This is a genomic window from Pectobacterium sp. A5351, assembly GCF_028335745.1.
Classification (GTDB): domain Bacteria; phylum Pseudomonadota; class Gammaproteobacteria; order Enterobacterales; family Enterobacteriaceae; genus Pectobacterium.
The window spans coordinates 3,909,026-3,933,792 of sequence record NZ_CP116477.1; the positions used below are offsets into that span (position 1 = coordinate 3,909,026).

At 53.0% G+C, this 24,767-nt stretch carries 22 protein-coding genes and 2 pseudogenes; 11 read left to right on the forward strand and 13 right to left on the reverse strand.

Translation table 11 applies throughout. The annotated features are described in order from the left end of the window. Positions 1 to 30: 30 nt before the first annotated feature. Both kefB and kefG read right to left on the reverse strand, forming a co-directional pair. Complete coding sequence (kefB, locus tag O1Q74_RS18045; RefSeq protein ID WP_271874894.1) at positions 31 to 1,842, reverse strand: glutathione-regulated potassium-efflux system protein KefB; 1,812 nt, start codon at positions 1,840 to 1,842, stop codon at positions 31 to 33. 1 nt (position 1,843) lies between these two features. Next, positions 1,844 to 2,395 carry a glutathione-regulated potassium-efflux system ancillary protein KefG gene (gene kefG / locus O1Q74_RS18050; protein ID WP_271878984.1) on the reverse strand — a complete coding sequence of 184 codons (552 nt, stop codon included), beginning with the start codon at positions 2,393 to 2,395 and terminating at the stop codon, positions 1,844 to 1,846. A gap of 125 nt (positions 2,396 to 2,520) precedes the next feature. Here kefG and O1Q74_RS18055 point away from each other — a divergent pair, with 125 nt between their 5' ends. Then, a complete protein-coding gene (locus O1Q74_RS18055) occupies positions 2,521 to 4,434 on the forward strand; it encodes an ABC transporter ATP-binding protein (protein ID WP_271874895.1) in 1,914 nt (637 codons plus the stop codon). Between the two features lie 60 nt (positions 4,435 to 4,494). Here O1Q74_RS18055 and O1Q74_RS18060 read toward each other — a convergent pair whose 3' ends face one another. Beyond that, complete coding sequence (locus O1Q74_RS18060) at positions 4,495 to 5,097, reverse strand: LysE family translocator (protein ID WP_271874896.1); 603 nt, start codon at positions 5,095 to 5,097, stop codon at positions 4,495 to 4,497. A 106-nt stretch (positions 5,098 to 5,203) separates the two neighbouring features. Between O1Q74_RS18060 and O1Q74_RS18065 the strand changes: the two genes are divergently transcribed. From O1Q74_RS18065 to O1Q74_RS18075, 3 genes are all read left to right on the forward strand, one after another. Beyond that, positions 5,204 to 6,235, forward strand: a complete 1,032-nt coding sequence (locus tag O1Q74_RS18065) for a hydrolase (RefSeq protein ID WP_271874897.1) — start codon at positions 5,204 to 5,206, stop codon at positions 6,233 to 6,235. Then, positions 6,232 to 6,468, forward strand: a complete 237-nt coding sequence (locus O1Q74_RS18070; protein WP_271874898.1) for a YheU family protein — start codon at positions 6,232 to 6,234, stop codon at positions 6,466 to 6,468. Before O1Q74_RS18065 ends, O1Q74_RS18070 begins: the two co-directional genes overlap by 4 nt. A gap of 125 nt (positions 6,469 to 6,593) precedes the next feature. Further along, the gene (locus tag O1Q74_RS18075; RefSeq protein ID WP_271874899.1) at positions 6,594 to 7,463 is read left to right on the forward strand and encodes a phosphoribulokinase; all 870 of its coding nucleotides are present in this window, start codon (positions 6,594 to 6,596) and stop codon (positions 7,461 to 7,463) included. 111 nt (positions 7,464 to 7,574) lie between these two features. Here O1Q74_RS18075 and O1Q74_RS18080 read toward each other — a convergent pair whose 3' ends face one another. After that, complete coding sequence (locus tag O1Q74_RS18080) at positions 7,575 to 7,982, reverse strand: OsmC family protein (protein ID WP_039466366.1); 408 nt, start codon at positions 7,980 to 7,982, stop codon at positions 7,575 to 7,577. 376 nt (positions 7,983 to 8,358) lie between these two features. Between O1Q74_RS18080 and crp the strand changes: the two genes are divergently transcribed. Further along, on the forward strand, positions 8,359 to 8,991 hold the full coding sequence (gene crp, locus O1Q74_RS18085) for a cAMP-activated global transcriptional regulator CRP (RefSeq protein WP_004090925.1): 633 nt from the start codon (positions 8,359 to 8,361) through the stop codon (positions 8,989 to 8,991). A 158-nt stretch (positions 8,992 to 9,149) separates the two neighbouring features. Here crp and argD read toward each other — a convergent pair whose 3' ends face one another. Further along, entirely contained in the window at positions 9,150 to 10,376 is a 1,227-nt protein-coding gene (gene argD / locus O1Q74_RS18090) for a bifunctional acetylornithine/succinyldiaminopimelate transaminase (RefSeq protein ID WP_271874900.1), read from the reverse strand. A 119-nt stretch (positions 10,377 to 10,495) separates the two neighbouring features. Continuing rightward, entirely contained in the window at positions 10,496 to 11,071 is a 576-nt protein-coding gene (locus O1Q74_RS18095; RefSeq protein ID WP_271874901.1) for an aminodeoxychorismate synthase component II, read from the reverse strand. Positions 11,072 to 11,781: 710 nt separating this feature from the next. On the opposite strand from O1Q74_RS18095, the gene nirB reads away from it, so the two are divergent. The 6 genes and pseudogenes from nirB to O1Q74_RS18130 form a co-directional block, all read left to right on the forward strand. Further along, the gene (gene nirB, locus O1Q74_RS18105) at positions 11,782 to 14,334 is read left to right on the forward strand and encodes a nitrite reductase large subunit NirB (protein WP_271874902.1); all 2,553 of its coding nucleotides are present in this window, start codon (positions 11,782 to 11,784) and stop codon (positions 14,332 to 14,334) included. Next, a complete protein-coding gene (gene nirD, locus O1Q74_RS18110) occupies positions 14,331 to 14,699 on the forward strand; it encodes a nitrite reductase small subunit NirD (RefSeq protein WP_271874903.1) in 369 nt (122 codons plus the stop codon). The genes nirB and nirD overlap by 4 nt, the downstream gene beginning before the upstream one ends. Before the next feature lie 81 nt (positions 14,700 to 14,780). After that, complete coding sequence (gene cysG, locus O1Q74_RS18115) at positions 14,781 to 16,160, forward strand: siroheme synthase CysG (protein WP_271874904.1); 1,380 nt, start codon at positions 14,781 to 14,783, stop codon at positions 16,158 to 16,160. 493 nt (positions 16,161 to 16,653) lie between these two features. After that, a pseudogene (locus tag O1Q74_RS18120) lies at positions 16,654 to 17,361 on the forward strand (ABC transporter permease). Continuing rightward, positions 17,361 to 17,579 (forward strand): hypothetical protein, encoded by a 219-nt coding sequence (locus O1Q74_RS20315; protein WP_334311369.1) that lies wholly within the window; start codon positions 17,361 to 17,363, stop codon positions 17,577 to 17,579. Before O1Q74_RS18120 ends, O1Q74_RS20315 begins: the two are co-directional and overlap by 1 nt. Further along, positions 17,497 to 18,126: pseudogene (locus tag O1Q74_RS18130) on the forward strand (amidohydrolase); the annotation flags it as partial. The gene O1Q74_RS20315 and the pseudogene O1Q74_RS18130, both read left to right, overlap by 83 nt. A gap of 71 nt (positions 18,127 to 18,197) precedes the next feature. Here O1Q74_RS18130 and trpS read toward each other — a convergent pair. From trpS to aroK, 7 genes are all read right to left on the reverse strand, one after another. After that, entirely contained in the window at positions 18,198 to 19,202 is a 1,005-nt protein-coding gene (gene trpS / locus O1Q74_RS18135) for a tryptophan--tRNA ligase (protein ID WP_271874908.1), read from the reverse strand. Continuing rightward, positions 19,199 to 19,903, reverse strand: coding sequence for a phosphoglycolate phosphatase (locus tag O1Q74_RS18140; RefSeq protein ID WP_271874909.1), 705 nt, complete (start codon positions 19,901 to 19,903; stop codon positions 19,199 to 19,201). Before O1Q74_RS18140 ends, trpS begins: the two co-directional genes overlap by 4 nt. Next, entirely contained in the window at positions 19,896 to 20,573 is a 678-nt protein-coding gene (gene rpe, locus O1Q74_RS18145) for a ribulose-phosphate 3-epimerase (protein ID WP_271874910.1), read from the reverse strand. Before rpe ends, O1Q74_RS18140 begins: the two co-directional genes overlap by 8 nt. Positions 20,574 to 20,695: 122 nt before the next feature. Next, a complete protein-coding gene (gene dam, locus O1Q74_RS18150; protein ID WP_271874911.1) occupies positions 20,696 to 21,508 on the reverse strand; it encodes an adenine-specific DNA-methyltransferase in 813 nt (270 codons plus the stop codon). A 79-nt stretch (positions 21,509 to 21,587) separates the two neighbouring features. Continuing rightward, entirely contained in the window at positions 21,588 to 22,604 is a 1,017-nt protein-coding gene (locus O1Q74_RS18155; protein WP_271874912.1) for an SPOR domain-containing protein, read from the reverse strand. Between the two features lie 167 nt (positions 22,605 to 22,771). Continuing rightward, the gene (aroB, locus tag O1Q74_RS18160; RefSeq protein WP_180743256.1) at positions 22,772 to 23,857 is read right to left on the reverse strand and encodes a 3-dehydroquinate synthase; all 1,086 of its coding nucleotides are present in this window, start codon (positions 23,855 to 23,857) and stop codon (positions 22,772 to 22,774) included. Positions 23,858 to 23,909: 52 nt separating this feature from the next. Then, on the reverse strand, positions 23,910 to 24,431 hold the full coding sequence (gene aroK / locus O1Q74_RS18165) for a shikimate kinase AroK (protein ID WP_271874913.1): 522 nt from the start codon (positions 24,429 to 24,431) through the stop codon (positions 23,910 to 23,912). Between the last annotated feature and the right edge of the window lie 336 nt (positions 24,432 to 24,767).

Genomic DNA, 24,767 nt, shown 5'->3' on the forward strand with positions numbered 1-24,767 from the left:
AGAACCTATTCCGGTAGGCGTTATTGGTGCTTACTCGTCGTCCTCATCCCATACACTAGGCCGACGCCGCTCACGTTGCATTTCTCGCTGGAAAATATCCTCCAGCTCGCGTCGCGCCTCTTTCACACGGGAGATTTGTGCAACATCTCCCGTCAGTTGCGGCACCAGCTCACGCAGCATACGCATATCCAGACGGCGGAAGTGCTGTTGCGCACGCATCGCCTGATGGGGGTGCATACCCAGCGTCACCAGCGTTTTCCGCCCTAGCTCTAACGCGCTGGAAAAGGTTTCACGCGAAAAGTGTCTTACGCCCGTCTGCAACAGTTCATGGGCTTCAACACGTCCGCGCGCCCGCGCCAGAATTTCCAGATTCGGAAAATGCTGCTGACAAAGGTGCACAATCTCCATCGTATCTTCCGGCGCATTACAGGTGATCACGATTGAGCGCGCTTTATCCGCACCCGCCGAACGCAGCAGTTCCAGCTCTGTGGCATCGCCATAGTAAACCTTATAGCCATAGCTGCGCATCAGGCTCACGGCGCTGATGTCACGTTCCAAAACCGTAATCCGCATTTTGTTCGCCATGAGCAAGCGGCTGATCACCTGTCCGAAACGGCCGAACCCCACCACAATCACCTGTGGCTCGTCATCCTCGACATACGGTTTCTCATCCGGTACATCCTGCACGTTATAACGACGCGCCAGAATGCGGTCGATCACCTGCATCAGCAACGGCGTCGTCATCATCGATAAGGTCACCGTCACCAGCAACAGCGGCAACTGTTCGCCTTTCAATACGTTGAATGACGCCGCAGCGGAAAACAGGACGAAAGCGAACTCGCCGCCCTGACTCAGCACGCCGGCAAACTGCAAGCGCTCGGAGCGGCGCATCCGGTTAACCCGCGCAAGGAAATACAGTACAGCCGCTTTCACTGCCACCAGCACCAGCACCGCAACCATAATCTTCACAATGTGGGTGTAGAGGATGCCGAGATTCAGCGCCATCCCCACCGAAATAAAGAACAGGCCCAGCAACAAGCCTTTGAACGGTTCGATAGCAATTTCCAACTCATGCCGATACTCGCTTTCCGCCAGCAAAATACCGGCGATAAAAGTCCCTAGCGCCATGGAAAGCCCCAGCGTTTCCATAAACAGCGCCGAGCCGAGCACCAGCAACAACGCGGCGGCAGTAAACACCTCACGTACGCCGGATGCCGCGATAAAGCGGAACAGCGGACGCACCAGATAGCGGCCACCGATTAACATACCGAGAAACGCAGCGACCTTCAGACCAATCCGTTCCCAATCCCCGAAATCGCCCTGCACACCCGCCAAAATCGGAATCAACGCCAATGCAGGAATCACAGCCAAATCCTGAAACAGCAGGACAGAGAAGCCAAGCTGCCCGGACTCGCTACGGTTCATGCCCTTTTCACGCATCAACTGTAGCGCCATGGCCGTCGATGACATCGCCAGCCCGACGCCACCAATCAGCGCGGACTGCCACGAAAAGTCAGTCAGATACAAGGCACCGCCTAAAAGCAGCGCACTCAGGCCAACCTGCGCGGCCCCCACGCCAAAAATCGAGCGGCGCAGCGTCCAGAGCTTAGAGGGATTCAACTCCAGACCGATGATGAACATCAGGAAAACGACACCCAGCTCCGAGAAATGCAGAATCGCTTCCACATCACGGATAAAGCCAAGACCCCACGGGCCAATGGCGATCCCGGCGATCAAATAGCCCAGTACAGCGCCAATTCCTAGTCGGGCAGCAATCGGTACGGCTACGACCGCCACAAACAAAAACAAGACTCCAGCGGTCAGTAGCGCGGAACTCTCCATATTAGCGTTCCTCTTCAGGTAAAGGGGAGGATAGCCATTCACCGTAAGCTTTGGCTTGACTCGACAACACATCGGGCTGTAAACGGCGCGCCCAGTAAACAATCATGGGGTGCATCCAATGCATACGGCACATGGCTGCCGTTAGCTCAAACGGACGTAGCAACTCTTCCATCGAGTAGCGATTACTCCCGTCAGGATGATAGGCATCTTCCGGTTCACCGGTCGTAATCACCGAGCGCCAGTATTTCCCCGCCAGCGCATTACCGCCAATCCCATTGGCAAAGCCGCGGGATAGCACCCTATCGAGCCACTCTTTCAGCAAAGCCGGACAGCTGTAGGTATAAAATGGATGTTGGAAAACAATGACCTGATGCTCACGCAGCAGCTGTTGTTCATGATGAATATCGATAAAAAAATCAGGATAGTGCGCGTAAAGATCGTGCACGGTTACATTCGCCAACTGCTGCGCCGGTTGCAATAAGATCCGGTTTGCCACCGAATCCTGTGGTTCCGGATGGGCATACAGCAGCAAAATCTTCGGTGGCTGCGACATCATTCCCCTCCAAAGCGTCGTCATGATAATTGTTTTCCGTTACCATGCTGCGCAACGACTAAAAACAGGACACCGCGTGTCCTGATATGTCCATAATTTAACATACTCTGAACATACGGCGCTTTATGATTGTTTTCTCTTCGCTGCAAATTCGACGTGGTGTGCGCGTTCTGATCGACAACGCGACAGCAACGGTTAATCCCGGCCAGAAAGTCGGTCTGGTTGGCAAGAACGGCTGTGGTAAATCTACCCTGCTGTCCTTACTGAAAGGTGAAATCAGCGCCGACGGCGGCAGCGCGACATTCCCGCAAAACTGGTCGCTGGCCTGGGTTAATCAGGAAACACCGGCATTGGACAAACCCGCGCTGGACTACGTGATTGACGGCGACCGCGAGTTTCGCCAACTGGAAGCCGCGTTGCATACCGCCAACGAAGAGAACGACGGCAACGCCATCGCCACGCTACACGGCAAACTGGATGCGATTCAGGCCTGGACGATTCAGGCCAGAGCCTCGAGCCTGCTCAACGGACTAGGGTTTTCTCAGTCACAATTACAGCAGCCTGTCAGCGCTTTTTCCGGCGGCTGGCGGATGCGCCTGAATCTGGCACAGGCGCTGATCTGTCGTTCAGACCTGCTGCTGCTGGATGAACCCACCAACCACCTCGATCTGGATGCCGTCATCTGGCTGGAAAAGTGGCTGAAAAACTACACTGGCACGCTGGTTCTTATCTCGCACGACCGCGATTTCCTCGATCCGGTGGTGACCAAGATTCTGCACATCGAGCAGCAGTCGCTCAACGAGTACACCGGTAACTACTCCTCGTTTGAACGCCAGCGCGCCACCCGTCTTGCACAGCAGCAGTCACTTTATGAGCATCAGCAGGAACGCGTCGCACATCTGCAACACTATATTGACCGCTTCCGCGCGAAAGCGACCAAAGCCAAGCAGGCGCAAAGCAGGATAAAAATGCTGGAACGCATGGAGCTGATTGCGCCCGCGCATGTCGATAATCCTTTCCGCTTCAGCTTTCGTGCCCCGGAATCGTTGCCCAATCCACTCATGAAGATGGAAAAGGTCAGCGCAGGCTATGGCGACAAGCTGATTCTGGAATCGATTAAACTCAATTTAGTACCGGGTTCCCGCATCGGACTGCTCGGCCATAACGGCGCGGGTAAATCCACGCTGATCAAATTGCTTGCTGGGTCACTTGCCCCGTTGAAAGGGGAAATCGGGCTGGCAAAAGGCGTGAAGCTCGGTTATTTCGCTCAGCACCAGTTAGAGTTTCTGCGTGCGGACGAGTCGCCCTTGCAGCATCTGGTACGTCTGGCAGAGCGGGAAACGGAACAGCAGCTACGTGATTACCTCGGCGGTTTCGGTTTTCAGGGCGATAAAGTCACCGAGATCACCGAACGTTTCTCCGGCGGCGAAAAAGCCCGTCTGGTGCTGGCGCTGATCGTCTGGCAGCGTCCGAATCTCCTGCTGCTCGACGAACCGACCAACCACCTCGATCTGGATATGCGTCAGGCGTTGACTGAAGCGTTAATCGATTTTGAAGGCGCGCTGGTTGTTGTCTCGCACGATCGACACCTGATCCGTTCGACTACCGACGATCTCTATCTGGTACACGACCAAAAAGTAGAGCCGTTCGACGGCGATTTGGAAGATTACCAACAGTGGCTGGTTAGCCTGCAACGTCAGGAAAATGCAGCGGCTGAAACACCAAAAGAAAATACGACCAACAGCGCGCAGGGCAGAAAAGATCAGAAACGTCGCGAAGCCGAGTTGAGAACACAAACCCAGCCACTGCGCAAACAGATCGCTAAGTTTGAACAGCAGATGGAAAAGCTGGGTGAAACGCTGGCAGCGCTTGAAGCCCGACTGGCGGACAGCGCAATCTACGACATCAGCCGCAAGGCCGAACTCACCGACTGCCTGCAACAGCAAACCAAAGTCAAAATCGAGCTGGAAGAAACGGAAATGTCCTGGCTGGATGCGCAGGAACAGCTAGAGCAAATGATGCAGAGCGATTCGCTTTAAGATTTGTGCCCTGAAAGACGTCGCGAGCGGAAAACTGCTCGCGACGTTATCAACGAAGCATTAATGCCAAATCAACAACACGCAGGCGGCGGTCAGCAGTCCCATTGACACATTAAAGATAATCCACGCCTTCTTACTGCGCAGCAGTCGCCCAATCATCGTGCCGAATCCGAGCCAGATAACACCGGACACCAGATTCACCAGCACAATCCCGATGCTTATCGCGATCACAGAATGGTTATACTCTTCACCCGCCAGACTAAAACTGGCCACCGCGCCCAGCGCCATGAGCCACGCTTTCGGGTTCAGGAATTGCAGCAACCACCCTTGATAAAGCCGGATCGGCTGGGGCGGCGCAACGGACGTTTCCAGCCGTTCGTAAGCCGCCGTGGCGATTTTCCACGCCAGCCAGAGCAGATAGGCGCTACCGAGAACTTTCAGGATAACGTGCAGCGCAGGGTAAATCAGAATCAAACCACCGACACCGAATGCCACCAGCAACAAAATGCTTTGCATGCCCAGCATGATGCCAATCATCAGCCACAGCGAACGCATAAAGCCAAAATTCGCGCCCGAGGTGGTCAACAGCATATTATTCGGCCCCGGCGTGATGGCCGCCACCCACAAAAAACCCAACATCGACAGAAATAAACTCAGCTCCATTATTTGTGGGCGCTCCTGACCCAAATATCGTACCAACTGGCAGCATTGAAGCTAACAGTGTGATATTGATCGTACAAGAGCCAACAACAAGATTTTCATATCCTTTATGCATGACCATTTTCGTCCGCTGAGCGGCGCTCGTAACCCACATCTGCAAACGCTATTACCGCGCCTGATTCGCCGTCACGCGCAGTTCTTGCCAGTCTGGCAAGCGCTCGAATTACCGGACGGCGATTTCGTCGATCTGGCGTGGAGCGAAGCGCCTGAACAGGCGCGGCACAAACCGCGAGTGGTGCTGTTTCACGGGCTGGAAGGCAGCTTCCACAGCCCTTACGCTCACGGCCTGTTACATGCCTGTAGACAGCGCGGTTGGCTAGCCGTCATCATGCATTTTCGTGGATGCAGCGGTAAGCCCAACCGAATGAAGCGTATTTATCACTCTGGTGAAACCAGTGATGCCAGCTATTTTCTGCACTGGATGCAAGAGACGCTGGGCGAGGTACCTACCGCCGCCATCGGCGTCTCGCTTGGCGGCAACATGCTGGCATATCTGCTCGCACAGCAGGGTGAAGCCTGTTCTTTGTCCGCTGCCGTGGTTGTTTCCGCGCCATTGATGCTCGAACCCTGTAGCCGTCGAATGGAGCAAGGCTTCTCCCGTGTCTATCAGCACTATCTTCTGCGACTGTTGAAACAAAACGCCCGACGCAAACTAGCAGCTTATCCAGACACGCTGCCGATTCAGTTGCCACAGTTGAAGCGAATCCGCCAACTGCGAGAGTTTGATGACGTTATTACTTCACGTATCCACGGCTTCCGCGATGCGGCCGACTATTATCGACGCTGTAGCGCCCTGCCGCTGTTACCTCAGATACGCAAACCGCTGCTCATCATCCATGCGAAGGACGATCCTTTCATGACATCAGAGGTGATTCCCGATTTGTCGCAGTTACCGTCTACTATTGAATATCAGCTAACGGAACACGGTGGACATGTTGGCTTCGTCGGTGGCACGTTGCTGAAACCGGAAATGTGGCTGGAACAGCGCATTCCTAACTGGCTTAGCCCATTTTTGGACCACGCCACCGATTCTTCAGGAACCTTTCACTCAGGAACCTCTTATTCAGGAGGAATAGCGTGATTATTCCCTGGCAACAGCTCGATCCAGAAACGCTGGATAACATCATCGAATCTTTCGTCCTGCGGGAAGGTACCGATTACGGCGAACAGGAACATTCGCTGGCGCAGAAAGTGGAAGATATTCGCAGCCAGCTCAAATCGGGCGAGGTGGTGTTGGTGTGGTCTGAGTTACATGAAACTCTCAATATCATGTCCCGCAACCAGCTCAATTCTGGAGGACATGCTCCTTATTGAGCACGCCGAAAGTCGTGAAAGAACGCGTCAAACATGCTAACAATGATAAAAACTTACGTCATTTTTGAGGATGCGCGCAGGCTCTCAGCCGATGCGGGCATCGCGATCACGGAGTTACGCGCCTTATGTCACATCAGCATCCGATTATTGCGGTTACCGGCTCCAGCGGGGCGGGAACAACGACAACCAGCCTGGCCTTCCGTAAGATTTTTCAGCAGCTTGACCTGCGAGCCGCCCAGCTGGAAGGGGACAGTTTTCACCGCTATACCCGCCCAGAAATGGATATGGCCATTCGCAAAGCACGTGATTTAGGACGCCACATCAGCTACTTCGGCCCGGAAGCGAATGACTTCAGCCTGCTGGAACAGTCGTTTATCGAATATGGCCTGCACGGCCGCGGTCAGACGCGTAAATACCTTCATACTTACGATGAAGCGATTCCCTATAATCAGGTTCCCGGAACCTTCACGCCGTGGGAGCCGATGCCGGAACCCACCGACATTCTGTTTTATGAAGGGCTGCACGGCGGTGTGGTCACCGAGCAAAACGACGTGGCACAGCATGTCGATTTGCTCGTCGGCGTGGTGCCGATCGTCAACCTGGAATGGATCCAAAAGCTGATTCGTGATGTCAATGAACGTGGTCACTCGCGTGAAGCGGTGATGGATTCCGTCGTCCGTTCGATGGAAGACTACATCACCTACATCACCCCGCAGTTCTCTCGTACGCACATCAACTTCCAGCGCGTACCCACCGTGGACACCTCCAACCCGTTTGCTGCCAAATCGATCCCGTCACTGGATGAAAGCTTCGTCGTTATTCACTTTCAGGGGTTGGATAATATTGATTACCCCTATCTGCTGGCCATGTTGCAGGGATCGTTTATCTCCCACATCAACACGTTGGTCGTTCCCGGCGGGAAAATGGGGCTGGCGATGGAGCTCATCATGGCACCGCTGGTGCAGCGGTTAATTGAAGGGAAAACCATCGAATAAGCATCGAGATATACGGGCGACCACAGGGTGAGGCCTCCCTGCGGGAACCTCCCCCTGTGTTTCCGCTAATAACAGGCTTAAGTGACCAGAATTAGTACCCAGAGAAAGGGATTATTCCAGCACTCTAATTTCGTGGCTGTGCGTTACCTCAACGGCTTTGCCCAGCATCAGTGCCACAGAGCAGTATTTTTCCGCTGATAGTGCGACAGCTCGCTCAACGGCTTTGTCGGTCAGCCCTTTTCCCGTCACGATAAAATGCAGATTGATATGGGTAAATAAACGCGGCGCGTCAGACCGGCGCTCTGACGTCAGTTTCACTTCGCAGTCCGCCACATCGTTGCGGCCTTTTTGCAGAATCGACACCACATCAATCGCGCTGCATCCCCCCACAGACATCAACACCATTTCCATCGGACTGGGCGCTTTATCACCGGAATTACCGTCCATCAAGATCTGGTGCCCTGACGCGGATTCGCCCAAAAACGTTAAGCCTTCAACCCATTTTACCCGTGCCTGCATGGTGCCTCTCCACTAAAAATTTTTTGAAAATTTATACCGTTACTGTACAAAAACCAGCGTTAATCAGAGCTTTGTCATGCTGAAGCGAGACAACACAAGACACGTCCTTAAAGCTGTGTTAAAACGAAAATAGAATAGACCTTTTCTGGACAAACCCAGAAACGAAGAAGATGATGACGTAGCCGGACATACCCCAGCCACGTTTACGGTGCGGCAAGGCAGCAACCGGAAAATCAAGGGTACAGTGGTTCCAGTATATTCCCTGACGTCATTCTGCCTAGACTGAATTTTATTTTTTTTAGCAGTTAAACACGCCGTACAGGGAACTCTGACCCCTGTAATTTGCGCAGTGAATTACAACAGAGGATGATAGCGAATGGTTCTCGGCAAACCGCAAACAGACCCAACTCTCGAATGGTTCCTTTCCCATTGTCATATCCACAAGTATCCATCGAAGAGCACGCTTATTCACCAAGGTGAAAAAGCAGAAACGCTTTACTACATCGTGAAAGGCTCTGTCGCAGTGCTAATCAAAGATGAAGAAGGCAAGGAAATGATCCTTTCCTACCTCAATCAGGGCGATTTTATCGGCGAGCTCGGCCTGTTTGAAGAAGGTCAGGAACGCAGCGCTTGGGTGCGGGCAAAAACCGCCTGTGAAGTGGCTGAAATTTCCTATAAAAAGTTCCGCCAGCTCATTCAGGTTAACCCAGATATCCTCATGCGTCTGTCTGCGCAAATGGCAAGCAGACTCCAGGTTACTTCAGAGAAAGTCGGCAACCTCGCCTTCCTTGATGTGACCGGCCGTATTGCTCAAACGCTACTCAACCTGGCCAAACAACCTGATGCCATGACGCATCCAGATGGCATGCAAATAAAAATTACTCGTCAGGAAATTGGGCAAATCGTTGGCTGCTCGCGTGAAACCGTGGGCCGCATTCTGAAAATGTTAGAAGACCAGAACCTGATCTCTGCGCACGGTAAAACGATTGTCGTTTACGGCACTCGCTAAATCCCTGCCGCTGTACCCTACCAATAAAAAAGCGTGAAGCCTCGGCCTCAGGCTTTTTTTATGGCGAGCTTCCTGCTCGCCACCCTTCGGGCCGTTGCTGACGCAACGTTGAAAAACGTTCCCTACGTTTTTTTATGGCTGCTCTTTTGAGAGCGCACTCAGTTTGCTGCGTTAACAACCTGTGCGACGGCTTTTGCAAACTTATCCATCCCCTGCACAATGTCGTCTTCATCAATGATCAAAGACGGCACAAAGCGGATGACGTTCGGCCCTGCCATCAGTACCATCAGGCCCTGAGCCGTTGCAGCAGCCAAAAACTCGCCTGCACGACCATGCCACTGCGATTTCAGTTCTGCCCCCAACAACAGCCCCATACCGCGAACCTGCTCAAATACGCCGTACTGCTGGTTGATTTTCTCCAGTTCACTGACAAAGCGAGCGTGCCGATCTGCGACACCTGACAGCACTTCCGGCGTATTGATGATATCCAGCGCCGCTTCCGCCACCGCACAGGCCAGCGGGTTGCCGCCGTAGGTGGTTCCGTGTACCCCCACCGTCATCGCAGAGGCAATCTCTTCCGTCGTCAGCATCGCACTAATCGGGAAACCGCCGCCCAGCGCTTTAGCGGTGGTGAGAATATCCGGCGTAATACCGTAATGCATATAGCTGAATAATTTACCGGTACGACCCATCCCACTCTGCACTTCATCAAATACCAGCAGCGCCTTGTGTTGATTGCACAGCTCGCGAACACCTTGCAAAAACTCAGGCGTAGCAGGCGTAATGCCGCCCTCACCCTGAATCGGCTCCAGCACGACGGCACAGGTGTGATCGTCCATCACTGCTTTGACCGCAGCCAAATCGTTGAAAGGAACATGGACAATATCCGCCGGCTTAGGCCCGAAGCCATCGGCATATTTAGGCTGTCCGCCAACCGAGACAGTGAACAGCGTCCGGCCATGGAATGCATTGTAGAAGGCAATGATCTTGGTTTTATACGGGCTATGACGTTTAACCGCATAGTGACGTGCCAGTTTAAATGCCGCTTCGTTAGCTTCAGCGCCGGAGTTAACAAAGAACACGCGATCGGCAAAAGTGGCATCAATCAATTTGCTGGCGAGACGTAGCGCAGGTTCGTTGGTGAAAATATTGCTGGTGTGCCACAGCTTTTCACCCTGTTGCTGCAATGCGTTCACCAGTGCAGGATGGCAGTGACCCAGTGCCGTAACCGCAATGCCACCAGAGAAATCAATATACTCGCGGCCATCCTGATCCCAGACGCGGCTCCCTTTACCTTTCACTGGTACAAACTTCGCGGGTGCATAAACCGGCAAAATCACTTTATCGTGAGTATCCCGTGTCACTGCTTTCTGCTCTGCTGCCATTTGCTGCCTCACTCTGCTGTCCATCATATCGGAATGAAAATATAGTCAATAAATATGCATAAAAAATCAATAACAGGCAATATTAAATCGGCTATTGGAGAGAATAACTCTCTATATGGCTAAATTTTAAGGAAATTATCCAAAAGTTGATGCCCTTGCTGGCTGAGAATGCTTTCTGGATGAAACTGCACTCCCTCCAGCGGCAATACGCGATGGCGGATTCCCATAATTTCGTCACGTTTTCCTTCCGATTCGCTCCAGGCCGTAACCTCAAAGCAATCGGGTAGAGAGGCGGAATCAATGATGAGTGAATGATAGCGGGTAACCGTCAAAGGCTGAGCTAGCCCCGTAAAAACGCCTGTATTGCTGTGCGCAATCGCAGACGTTTTCCCGTGCATGACCTGCCGTGCCCGCACCACGCGCGCGCCGAACGCCTGCCCCATCGCCTGATGGCCAAGGCATACGCCCAGAATCGGTAATTTATCGGCGAAGTGACGGATTGCAGCCAGTGAAATACCCGCCTCATCCGGTGTACAAGGGCCCGGTGAAATGACCAATCGCTCAGGCGCAAGCTGTTCAATCTCACGCAGCGTGAGTTCATCATTACGCTTCACCACAACCTGCGCACCAAGCTCACAAAAGTATTGGTAAAGGTTGTAGGTAAAGGAGTCGTAGTTATCGATAATTAGCAGCATATTTTACTTAACCCATTGATAAATAATAAACATATTATTTATTTTTTCTTTCCATACTCGCATGAATACCTGCAATTTTTTTCGATACCTTCTTATTGTTTGGGCTAAAGCGATAAAAACCATTGTACCCGTCTCCGGCATGAAAGGGATGACAAGAAATTGCCGTTAACAAAGCCCCCTGCCCACATATCATCACGCACTAATGAGCTGGTGCAGCCTTCGTCATTGGCCGTGCGTGAGCGAATGGCCTACCACAGAGTAAAATGATTTTCTGTCAGCCGCGCAATGCCCGCCAACTCGGGGTCGCTGGCAGTATCATCTTCCCTGACTTCACCCGATGAGAAAAGAAGTCTGAAAATTACGAGGCCATGTTGCATTTTGCCTGTGGCCTTATCGTCTGGAATAAAGTCCTATTGAGATAGGCCCTTAGTTTTATGTTTAAGCATCCAGCAGAACGAATGATTGACGAGGGGGACGATTACTCTGATACCGGATTGGCCGCTAATCAGTCGGCTTCTGACCAAAAGCGTGCTATAGGTCTCATTTTTTCCTGCCACCAAAACCCCAACAAAAACCAACACTTAATAAAAAATAAGTAAAATCATAAAGATACTCATAAAGTAGTATATAAAAGACTATTTGATGTACATCAATAAGCGCCCTCTGTAGAGCGATAAGGTAACCTCAGAAGAAGCAATTTTGAGGCAAAAATGAACAAAGTCAGACTCGCTGTTATCGGTAACGGGATGGTCGGCCACCGTTTTATCGAAGAGTTGCTGGATAAGACCCCGACGTCCACCTACGAGATTACCGTTTTTTGTGAAGAACCCCGCGTCGCCTACGATCGTGTCCACCTCTCTTCTTACTTCGCGCACCACACGGTAGAAGAGCTTTCTTTAGTACGCGAAGGCTACTATGAAAAAAATGGTGTTAACGTCCTGCTCGGTGAACGCGCCATCACCATCAACCGCAGTGAAAAAGCGATTCACTCCAATTCCGGCCGAACCGTGTATTACGACAAGCTGATCATGGCAACCGGTTCTTATCCTTGGATCCCTGCCATTAAAGGCTCAAACGGGCAAGACTGTTTCGTCTACCGCACCATTGAAGATCTGAATGCCATCGAAAACTGCGCCCGCCGTAGCAAACGCGGTGCGGTAATCGGCGGCGGGCTGTTAGGTCTGGAAGCGGCAGGCGCGCTGAAACACCTCGGCGTGGAAACGCACGTCATTGAGTTCGCTCCCGTACTCATGGCCGAGCAGTTGGATGCGCAGGGCGGCGCCCTGCTGCAACGCAAGATTGAAAACATGGGTGTGCGCGTGCATACCAGCAAGAATACGCAGGCCATCCAGCATTCTGGTCTGGAAAGCCGCAAGACGATGGTGTTTGCCGATGGCAGTACGCTGGAAGTCGACTTTATCGTGTTCTCTACCGGCATCCGCGCGCAGGACAAACTGGCGCGCCAGTGTGCGCTGGAAATTGGCCCACGCGGCGGTATCGCGATTAATGACTGGTGCCAGACGTCCGATCCCGATGTCTACGCCATCGGCGAATGTGCCGCCTGGCAAGGCAGACCATTCGGTCTGGTCGCGCCCGGCTACAAGATGGCGCAGGTGGCCGTCGACCACCTGTTAGGGCATGAAAACCGATTCCAGGGCGCCGATATGAGCGCCAAGCTCAAGCTGATGGGCGTCGATGTCGGCGGAATTGGCGATGCACACGGCCACACACCGGGCTCCCGCAGCTACATGTGGCTGGATGAAAACAAAGAAACCTACAAACGTTTGATCGTCAGCGCCGACAATAAAACGCTGCTCGGTGCCGTTCTGGTCGGCGACACGCGGGATTACGGCAACCTGCTGCAATTCATGCTCAACAAGATCCCGCTGCCGGATTCCCCCGAAGCGATGATTCTTCCTGCGACGGCTGGCAATGCAAAACCGACGCTGGGTGTAGATGCGTTACCGGAAAGCGCCCAAATCTGCTCCTGTTTCGACGTATCCAAAGGCGACATCATCAAAGCGATTAACGGCGGCTGTCACACCGTTGCGGCGATTAAGGAAACCACCAAAGCGGGCACTGGCTGCGGCGGCTGTATCCCGCTAATCACACAGGTGTTAAACACCGAACTCAGCAAACAGGGAATTGAAGTCAATAATCACCTGTGCGAACACTTCGCCTACTCGCGTCAGGAGTTATACCACCTGATCCAAATCGAGAAAATCAAAACGTTCGATCAGCTGCTGGAGAAACACGGCTCAGGCTACGGCTGTGAAGTCTGTAAACCGACAGCGGCGTCCCTGCTGGCTTCCTGCTGGAATGAATACGTGCTCAAACCACAGCACACTCCACTACAGGATTCCAACGATAACTTCCTCGGCAACATCCAGAAAGATGGAACGTACTCCGTGATCCCACGCTCCGCAGGCGGGGAAATCACGCCGGATGGTCTGATCGCCATCGGTCGCATCGCGAAGCAATATAGCCTGTACACCAAAATGACCGGTTCCCAGCGCATGGCGCTATTTGGCGTGCAGAAAGACGATCTGCCGGACGTATGGGCCCAGCTCATCGAAGCCGGGTTTGAAACCGGCCATGCTTACGCCAAGGCGTTACGCATGGCAAAAACCTGCGTCGGCAGCACCTGGTGCCGCTTTGGCGTCGGCGACAGCGTAGGCTTTGGCGTCGAGCTGGAAAACCGCTACAAAGGCATCCGCACGCCGCACAAAATGAAATTTGGCGTCTCCGGCTGTACGCGGGAATGTGCAGAAGCACAGGGTAAAGACGTGGGGATTATCGCCACCGAAAAAGGCTGGAACCTCTATGTATGCGGCAACGGCGGGATGAAGCCGCGCCACGCCGACCTTCTGGAAGCCGATTTAGATCGCGAGACCTTAATCCGCTATCTGGACCGCTTCATGATGTTCTATATCCGCACGGCCGATAAGCTCCAGCGTACCTCCGTTTGGCTGGATAACCTCGAAGGCGGCATCGACTATCTGCGCAACGTGATTGTGAAAGACAAACTGGGCATTAACGATCAGCTTGAAGCCGATATCGCACGGCTGCGCGACGGCTACGTCTGTGAATGGCAGGCGACGCTGACAGCCCCGGAAGCACAGAAACGCTTTGCCCACTTCATTAACAGCCCGGAACGTGATCCAAACGTGCAAATGGTGAGTGAACGCCAACAACATCGTCCGGCGCGCCCTGTTGAGCGCATTCCTGTGCAACAGATTGAACCAGAAGAGGAAAACGCATGAGACAGTGGACTACAGTATGTAAGTTAGACGACATTCTGCCCGGCACTGGCGTTTGCGCACTCGTCGAACAGCAGCAGGTCGCCGTGTTCCGGCCTCGTAACGACGAGCAGGTTTACGCCATCAGCAATATCGATCCGTTCGCGCAGGCTAGCGTATTAAGCCGTGGCATACTGGCCGAACATCATGAGGAGCTTTGGGTAGCAAGCCCATTGAAAAAACAACATTTTCGCCTTTATGATGGCTTCTGTCTGGAGGATGGAGCCTATTCTGTTGCAGCGTACGATGCTCAGGTCACCAATGGTAATGTGCAAATATCCATCGCAGACCATGACATAGCGGTTGATAATAGCCAACCATTACCTTAATGAAATGGTCGATGCCCTGTGGCCGCAGGGCACAACCCCATTTGATTTTTCAAGAAAATCTGCGTGTTCAAGAGGCGTTACATGGATTACCTGCCAATATTCTGTCAGCTACACGATAAACCTTGTCTATTGGTGGGAGGGGGTGAAATCGCCGAGCGCAAAGCCCGGCTGTTGTTGGACGCTGGTGCAATCATTACCGTCAACGCACTCGATTTTAACGATCAATTTCGGGCCTGGGAGCAGGACGCGCAATTAACGCTGGTACACGGCACTTTCGATCCGACGTTACTGGACGACGTGTGGCTGGTGATTGCCGCCACTGACGATCAGGACGTCAACAACCATGTCTATGCCAGCGCCAGCGAACGCCGGATTTTCTGCAATGTCGTCGATTCACCTGAACGCGCCAGCTTCATTATGCCGTCGATCATCGACCGTTCACCACTCATGGTCGCCGTGTCTTCTGGCGGTACCGCGCCGGTATTGGCACGACTGCTGCGGGAAAAGCTGGAAAGTATTCTGCCGCAACATCTCGGTAAACTGGCGACATTCGCAGGCGAACTGCGCAGCCGGGTGAAAAGCCGGTTCCGCAATATGAGCGCACGTCGTCGCTTCTGGGAAAAACTCTTCGTCCACGATCGGCTGGCGCAGGCGCTGGCCAATGAAAATAGCCAAAGCGTTCAACAGCTGACGGAACTGCTCTTTTCCGCCCCGCTGGATGACCGAGGCGAAGTGACGCTGGTCGGCGCTGGGCCGGGCGACGCGGGATTACTGACGTTGAAAGGCCTACAGCATTTACAACAGGCCGACATCGTCGTTTACGATCGGCTGGTCTCGAAAGAGATTCTCGACCTGTCACGCCGCGACGCCGAGCGCATCTTCGTCGGTAAATCATCTGGCTATCACAGCGTTCCTCAGGAGCAAATCAATCAGCTACTGGAAGAAAAGGCGCGGGCTGGCCATCGCGTCGTCCGGCTGAAAGGCGGCGACCCTTTTATCTTCGGCCGTGGTGCCGAAGAGCTGGAGTATCTGCAACAGGCGGGCGTGCCGTTCTCTGTCGTGCCCGGTATTACCGCCGCGTCGGGCTGTTCAGCCTACAGCGGTATCCCGCTCACCCATCGCGATCACTCGCAGGGCGTCAGGCTGATCACCGGACACGTCAAGCACGACAACGATCTGGACTGGTCCAGCCTCGCAGCGGAAAAACAGACGCTGGTGTTTTACATGGGGCTTCAACAGGCTGGGTACATTCAAAGCAAGCTGATCGAACAGCAGCTACCAGAAACCGTGCCTATTGCCATTATCGAAAACGGCACCTCAACCAAACAGCGCGTTCTGAGTGGACAACTCTCCCAACTGAGCGAATTAGCACAACAGGCAAGCAGCCCAAGTTTGATCATCATCGGCAGCGTCGTCGGACTACGGGAGAAATTGAGCTGGTTCTCTGATCAGACAGCATAATCCTCTCCCTGCCTCTCGGCTTACCCGCTATCCGTTCTACCGGATAGCGGTTATGCACCATCATAATGCAACGCACTATCAAATAGCATAACAATGCACTATTTTGAACATACTCCCTTACAAAATGTCACTTTAATGCTTTACCGCAGGCCATATCTGCCTTATTTTGACTAAAACAAAACTCATTAATAAGCGGACTATATGAATAAATAATCAATAATAGTTTACGTAAAATGTGGCTTGGCTATTGCTTAGCCTTCTAATAGATTCTCGGCACGGCCCCTGAGTCGTTCATATCGAACCGATCTCATCGTCAAGCCATCGTGGTTTATCGAAATGAGTGCCTCATCCCATGAGTACATATCAAAGGGTGATACATCGCGTCATGACGTATTTCTACTCTCGTTTCTGAACAGAGACGGAACATAGAGTCCTCTCATCACAAAAAGAGTTCTGTTTAGCAGAACAACAAGCAAGCCGTTTGGAGTCACTTGTGGAAGACGTTACTTTCTGGCAACTCATCAGTTTTGGTGAACAGGGCTGGGGAAAATTATTACTGATTGGGGCAGGCATGACGCTCGCACTGGCGATCTGCGGTTTCCTGCTGGGGGCGACGATCGGCACGATTGGCACCTGGTCCAAAATTTGTGGCAATCGTCCCGTGCGCTATCTGGCCGATGGGTACACTACCATCACCCGCGGCATTCCAGACCTGCTCATCATCTATCTGCTGTATTTCGGCGGTAGCTCCGCGTTAACACTGCTGGCTAAACTGTTTGGCAGCAACGAATTCCTGGGCTTTCCAGGCTTCCTCGCGGGTGTCTTCGCTGTCGACATTTCCTCCGGCGCACAGCAGACGGAAGTTTATCGCGGTGCGTTCTACGCCGTCTCCAAGGGGAAATTGAAGCCGCCAAAGCCTGTGGCATGCCAACGATGTTACGCCTGCGCCGCATCATCATGCCGCTTCTGCTGCGCCACGCCATCCCCGCGCTCGGCAACGTCTGGCAACTGGTGCTGAAAACCTCCGCGCTGGTTTCCGTTACCGGTGTCGCCGAGCTAATGACCCAGTCGCAAACCGGGGCTGGATCGACTGGCAAACCGTTTGATTTCTTCATGGCTGCTGTATCTGTTTATTTCGATCGGTTCTGGCTGGATTATGCGCCGCGCCGAGTCTCATTATTCTCGGGGGGTGAAACACTGATGGATTTCCCTTTTCTGTACGACACGTTTCTGGAGATGATTCCCGGCATTCCGCTGACGCTGCAACTGGCGGTCAGCTCCGTTTTTCTGGGCTTCTTTCTGGCATTAGGTTTGGCATTGATGCAACAGTCATCCTTTGCCGGAACTGCACCAGCTCGTCAAACGTGTGAAGAAAATTGCCGAGGGCGCGGCGCTGATGACAGAAACCGAAGTCAGTAGCGAAGTGATTAGCGGCGATGCCAATCTGCTGGCAAATCCGCCGCTGGAAGCGCGTATGCACGAACATCTGCTGGCGCTCGGCCCAATACCGTTCGATGACGAAGACCGTAAGATGGCGGCGATGTTCCAGACCGCGCTGAGCGCAGAAGACATCGCCGAATCCTACGCGCGTTTCGGCGTTAAACCGCAGCCGGGTTTAACGCTGCACGACGGAATTTATCCGCTGTATAGCCCGAATGACGCCTTCATCGGCTCTACGGACGTGGGAACGGTCAGTTGGGTTGTGCCGACCGTGCAGATTCGCAGCGCCACCTATGCCATCGGCACACCGGCGCATTCGTGGCAGTTGGTCGCACAGGGGAAAACCGGTGCGGCACACAAAGGCATGGAGTATGCAGCGAAAGCGATGGCCTCACTGGCTATCGATCTGCTCGTGACGCCTGAACTGATTGCACAGGCAAAAGCCGACCATCAGGAAAGATTGCAACAGACGCCGTTCGAAAACCCGATTCAAGACGATGTGTTCCCGCCTATCCCACAGGGATAAGACGCGAATTCGAAGAGATGGAAAAGTGACAAGATACCGTCAGGAGATACCCTCCTGACGGTGATTAAGACTTACGGGCGAGCAACAAAACCCACGGCGTCATAGACTTTCTTCAGCGTTTCCTGTGCACGAGCGCTGGCTTTTTCCGCGCCTTCACGCATGACCTGTTGCAGGAATGCCTCATCGTTACGGAAGCGGTGATAACGCTCTTGCAGTTCAGACAGCATGCCGGATACCGCATCCGCCACCGCGCCTTTCAGGTGACCATACATCTGGCCGTTAAATTCCTGCTCCAGCTCAGGGATGGTTTTTCCCGTCACGCCAGACAGAATATCCAACAGGTTCGATACCCCAGCTTTATTCTTCACATCATAGCGAATGACTGGCGGCTCATCGGAATCCGTCATCGCGCGTTTGATCTTCTTCACCACCGCTTTCGGATCTTCCAGCAGCCCGATAACGTTATTGCGGTTATCGTCAGACTTGGACATCTTCTTGGTCGGTTCCAGCAGCGACATCACGCGCGCGCCCGATTTCGGAATGAACGGCTCTGGCACGTTGAAAATATCACCATACAGGCTGTTAAAGCGCTGGCCAACGTCACGGCTCAGTTCCAGATGCTGCTTCTGATCTTCACCCACTGGCACCTGATTCGTTTGATACAGCAGGATATCCGCCGCCATCAGCACCGGATAATCAAACAGACCCGCGTTGATGTTCTCTTCATAACGCGCGGATTTATCCTTGAACTGCGTCATACGACTCAGTTCACCGAAATACGCGTAGCAGTTCAGTATCCAGCTCAGTTGGCTGTGCTCAGGCACGTGGGACTGAACAAAAATGGTGCTCTTTTTCGGATCGATACCACAAGCCAGGTACAGCGCCAGCGTATCCAGCGTCGCTTTTCTCAGCGCCTGCGGATCCTGACGTACCGTGATGGCGTGCAAATCCACGATGCAATAGATGCAGTCGTAATCGTCCTGCATGTTGACCCACTGACGTAACGCCCCCATGTAGTTACCAATGGTCAATTCACCAGACGGTTGCGCACCGCTAAATACAATGGGCTTGCTCATACTAAGGGTTCCTGATTGTGTGAAGAAGAATGCCCGATCAGGGGCAAAATATCGGCAAAACGATCCAGAACGACATCCGGCTGGCTCAGTTCGATCGCTTCACCATAGTTATAACCATACGTCATGCCGACGCTACGGCAGCCCGCCGCCTGTGCCGCCTGAATGTCGTTGCGAGAATCGCCGACGAACAGGAGTTCGCTGGCACGCAGCCCCAACTTACCCAGAACCAGATAGAGCGGCGCAGGGTGAGGCTTTTTCACAATGACGTCATCACCACCGATGATCAGCGAAAAATAATCACCAATCCCCAAGCCTGCCAATAACGGGGCAACGAACGGCGTGGGCTTATTGGTCACCACCGCCATCGGAACGCCCTGCTGCGCCAACTGCGCCAGCGTCTCTTTTACCTGCGGAAACAGCGTACTACCGCTATCCACCGTCTGCGCATAATAGCCATCGAACCGCTCACGGGTTTCCTGCAAGCGCGCCGCCGTTGGCTCAACACCAGCCCAGCGCAGCGCACGTTCCACCATCACGTCCGCACCGTTACCAATCCAGGTTGCGACACGGGCTTCACCCGCCGCAGGTAACGATTGCGCCACTAACGCCTGATCAATAGCGGCCGCCAGACCCGGTGCGCTGTGAATCAGTGTGCCGTCCAAATCAAAAGCCAAGCTGCGAACTGCGGTTAATTCAGTCATGTGTCGTCCTTGAAATTTCATTACGCATTTGATCAATGACGGTTCGATAATCTGGGTGACCAAAAATAGCCGATCCCGCCACAAACATATCCGCGCCTGCTTCAGCAATCGCGCCGATATTCTCTACTTTTACACCACCATCGACTTCCAGTCGAATGTCGTAACCGCTGTCGTCGATCAAGCGGCGAACCTGACGCAGCTTATCCAACGTGCTGGGAATAAAGGACTGGCCGCCAAATCCGGGGTTAACCGACATCAGCAGAATGATATCCAGCTTATCCATGACGTAATCGAGATAACTTAACGGCGTCGCAGGGTTAAACACCAGCCCGGCTTTGCAACCGTGATCTTTGATCAGTTGCAGAGAACGATCGAGGTGATCGGTGGCTTCAGGATGAAAGGTAATGAAACTGGCTCCCGCGTTGGCGAAATCGGGGATGATACGATCAACGGGTTTCACCATCAGGTGAACGTCAATCGGCGCGGTAATGCCGTAATCGCGCAGGGATTTCAGTACCAGCGGGCCAATCGTCAAATTTGGCACATAGTGGTTATCCATGACATCAAAATGGACCACATCCGCACCGGCAGCCAATACGTTAGCGGTATCGTCACCAAGACGGGCAAAATCAGCCGACAAAATGGACGGCGCGATTAAAAACGGTTTCATTCATTTCTCCAAACGGTAAAGTCTGAATGCCTGCGGGTAACCTGTTCCCGGTTAATAACGTCTTTCACGCCATTAACCGATTCACTGCGCTCTGTTTACCCCACCCTGTATACAAAACGGTATCACCGATAGAGGGCTAATAACTCGCTTACTTTACTACGCCCTAAAATATTACGGCTAATTGTTCGACGCGCTTTAACCACATACAGCACAGCTTCCTGATACCACTCACGGGTCAGCAACGTGTCATGATTGGAAATCAGTACCGGAATCTGGCTTTCTACCGACAAACGGCGCGCCAATTGCGCCAAACTCTGCTGATCGGCACGGCTGAAATTATTGGTGTGATAGGCCGTAAAATTTGCGGTCGCAGACAGCGGCGCATAAGGCGGATCGCAATAAATAACCGATCCTTTCTCTGCTTTTTCCAGCGTGTCCTGATAGTGCTCACAGACAAAGGTGGCATTTTGCGCCTTAAAGGCGAACCAGCGGATCTCTTCTTCAGGAAAATAGGGCTTTTTATAGCGCCCGAAAGGAACATTGAATTCCCCACGCATGTTGTAGCGGCACAGGCCGTTATAGCAGTGGCGATTCAAATAGAGAAACAGCAGCGCGCGCCGATAGGCGTCGCTGCAAAGGTTAAATTCATCACGCAGCAGATAAAACGCCTCAGACGTGTTCACCTCTTCCGTAAACAGTTTACGGGCGTCGAGAACAAACTCATCGGCATTCGATTTGACGATATTGTACAGGTTAATCAGGTCGCTATTAATATCGGCCAGTATGTAGCGATCGTATTCCGTATTCAGAAATACGGAACCCGCGCCGACAAAGGGCTCAATAAGACAGTCTCCTGCGGGTAAATAGCGACGAATCTCTTCTACCAGCGGATATTTACCACCAGCCCATTTTAAAAAAGCGCGGTTCTTCTTCATGCCGTCGTTAGTTACTCATACGTTTCAGAGCCGCGGATTGTACTCTGTGTCAGACAGCACATCAGGGCTAAAATTGGTGTTACTTATTCAAGTCCTGCTTCACCTGACGGATCGGCTTAACCCATGGTTTTTTCGCTTGAACTTCTGCGGGCAAGGTGGCAATCGCCTGTTTTGCTTCCGCAGAAGACGCATAGACTCCGGTCACTAACACATACCAGGATTTTCCGTCTCGTTTCGTTTCGTACACCCACGAATGGGTGAGGTTGTTCTGTTTCGCGTAGGCTTTCAGCGTGTCCGCGCGTGACGCGCTGCTCAGTTGTAACGTAAAGTGGCTGGCAGGTGCATTCTGTACGGAGACGGTCTGCCCGGCTGCCGCCGGCGCCGCTTTGGCATTAGCCGCTGGCTTGCTTACGACTGGCGCTTTTGGTGCGCTGTTCGCCGCAGGTTTGGTGCCATTCGCATGTGCAGGCACCGTATTGTGCGTATTTTTAGCGGATGAGGTTGCTGGCGTTTTCCCCGTCGGCACGACGGTCGCAGGTGCCGTCGGCAGCGTAGAGTTTCCTGTCGTACCCTGAGAGAATTCGCTCACGCGCCCTTGCTGTTGTGACAACGCATCGGTGATATTGCCCGGCAGCTCGATACGCTGCTGGCCTGCCACTGGCTGCTGAACTTGCGCATCCGTCGGCGTACCGGAAATTGGCGGAGCGCTTAATGTCTGAGGCGACGTCGGCATCTGAGAAGACGCCTGCCCTGACAGTTGGCCATGGCTGGCATCGCCGGAAACTGCCGCAGGGCTTTCACCCTGTGAGGAAGGCTGCGTGCTCTGCGTCATGGAGGACGAGGAAGAGAGATCGATATTTCTCTCGCCGCTCGCTTGATTCTGCGTCTGTGACGTTTGTGGCTGAGAAGGTGCCTGCAAAGCAGAACCGATACCCACGATCAGCAACACCAGCACAACAATCCCGATACCAATCATCAGGTGCTGTCTGGAAAGCGCGATTTTAGGTACCGCGAAGTTGCTGCTTTTTTGCTGACGAGTAGGTCGACGGTCACTGGTATCAGGCTTCAGCTCATCTTCCGGCTTGAACTCATCCATTTAACATCTCCCCACTAAAAAGCTCGAATCCGCCGCGCAGTCGCCAGGGCGAATCATTGAATCGTAACGCATTGTATTTTATTAACCATAACCCATCAGGGCGTGTCTGTCGTTAATACTTATCTTTCATAACCGATCGTCTTTCACAACCCGATAGCGCTATCGCATCAGGCCAGGCAATCAGCTATTGAGGCCAGCACCATGTCATGCGCTACGCCGCCACGGACTTCCGATTGGCCAATTGCCGTTGGCAGTACCAGACGTAACTCACCCGCCAGCACTTTCTTGTCGCGCATCATATGAGGAAGATAGGCTTCAGGCGCCATTTGTGCAGGGCCGTTCACCGGCAGGCCCGCGCGAACCAGCAGAGATTTGACTCGCTCGACATCCTCAACGGAGAACTGCCCAAGGCGACGTGCCGTATGTGCAGCCATCACCATACCTGCCGCAACCGCTTCACCATGAAGCCAGTTGCCGTAGCCCATTTCCGCTTCGATAGCATGACCGTAAGTATGGCCCAAATTGAGCAGCGCACGCATACCACTTTCACGTTCATCTGCCGCGACCACTGCCGCTTTGATTTCACAGCAGCGTCGAATGCAATAAGCCAGCGCGTCATGCTGTAACCCACGCACTGCTTCAATGTTTTCTTCAAGCCAAAGAAAGAAATCGCGATCCAGAATGATGCCGTACTTGATGACTTCCGCCAGCCCGGATGACAATTCCCGTGCCGGTAAAGACTTCAGGCAATCCAGATCGATCACAACCGATACGGGCTGGTAGAACGCCCCGATCATGTTTTTACCCAACGGGTGATTGACGGCGGTTTTACCACCGACGGAGGAATCTACCTGCGATAACAGCGTGGTTGGCACCTGAATAAACCGGACGCCACGCTGATAACTGGCTGCGGCAAAACCGGCTAAATCGCCGATAACACCGCCACCCAAGGCAACAATCGTCGTATCACGACCATGCGGCTTCGCCAACAGCGCGCTAAAGACCTGATCCAATACGGCCAGCGATTTGTACTGCTCACCATCAGGCAAAATCACCTGATCGACATGTACACCGTTGTTTTCCAGCACACCACGAACACGGTCAAGATACAGAGGAGCCAACGTCTGGTTAGTCACCAGCATGGCCTGCTCCCCCGCTTTCAACGGCATAAAAGAAGCCGAATCATCAAATAATCCGGCGGCTATCGTAATGGGATAACTGCGTTCCCCGAGTGTTACGGTAATTCTTTCCATGCGCGTTAAACAACCCGTTCAGGATCCGCTCAATGCGGATAAAGGTATGCTTTTAGTTACTTTCCAGCATATTGATAATCTGGTTAGCAACGACCTTAGCACTTTGCTCGTCAGTCCGAATGGTCACGTCAGCGATTTCTTCATAAAGCGGGTTCCGCTCTTTCGCCAACGCTTCCAATACTTCACGTGGAGGGGCTTCAACCTGAAGTAACGGACGCTTCTTATCACGCTGCGTGCGAGCCAACTGCTTCTCGATCGTCGTTTCCAAATAAACGACAACGCCCCGCGCGGAAAGACGGTTACGCGTCTCACGTGATTTGACTGAGCCACCGCCTGTCGCCAGCACGATGCCTTGCTTTTCCGTCAATTCATTAATGACCTTCTCTTCACGATCGCGGAAGCCTTCTTCGCCTTCCACATCGAATACCCAGCCCACATCAGCCCCAGTGCGTCGCTCAATTTCTTGATCAGAGTCGAAAAACTCCATATTGAGTTGCTGAGCTAACTGACGGCCAATAGTGCTTTTGCCGGCACCCATAGGCCCAACCAGAAAGATATTGCGTTTCTCTGCCATGTTTTTTGGTATTACTAAGACAATTCGTTAATGATAACCCGCCCCGCCAATCAAACCAGCGGCGGGACCTAAACTGAAACCTCATGAGCGATAGTGCGAGAATCAGACAAAAAATTATCTCAAGACTCAGGGTAGTTTGGCAACCGAATAAAATGTCACACCGACCACAGGGGGTCAATGCAGTATGTTTTATCGACATTTTCGGTGGAACAACACTTCAGTGCTCAATTCGCTAACCCTTGTAAGCTAAATCCGCCGCAGCGTCAAACGCATAAGCGCGAACGCGACAAAATATTGTGTCCTGCCAGAAAAAAATAACCGTATGGCATCAGTGTA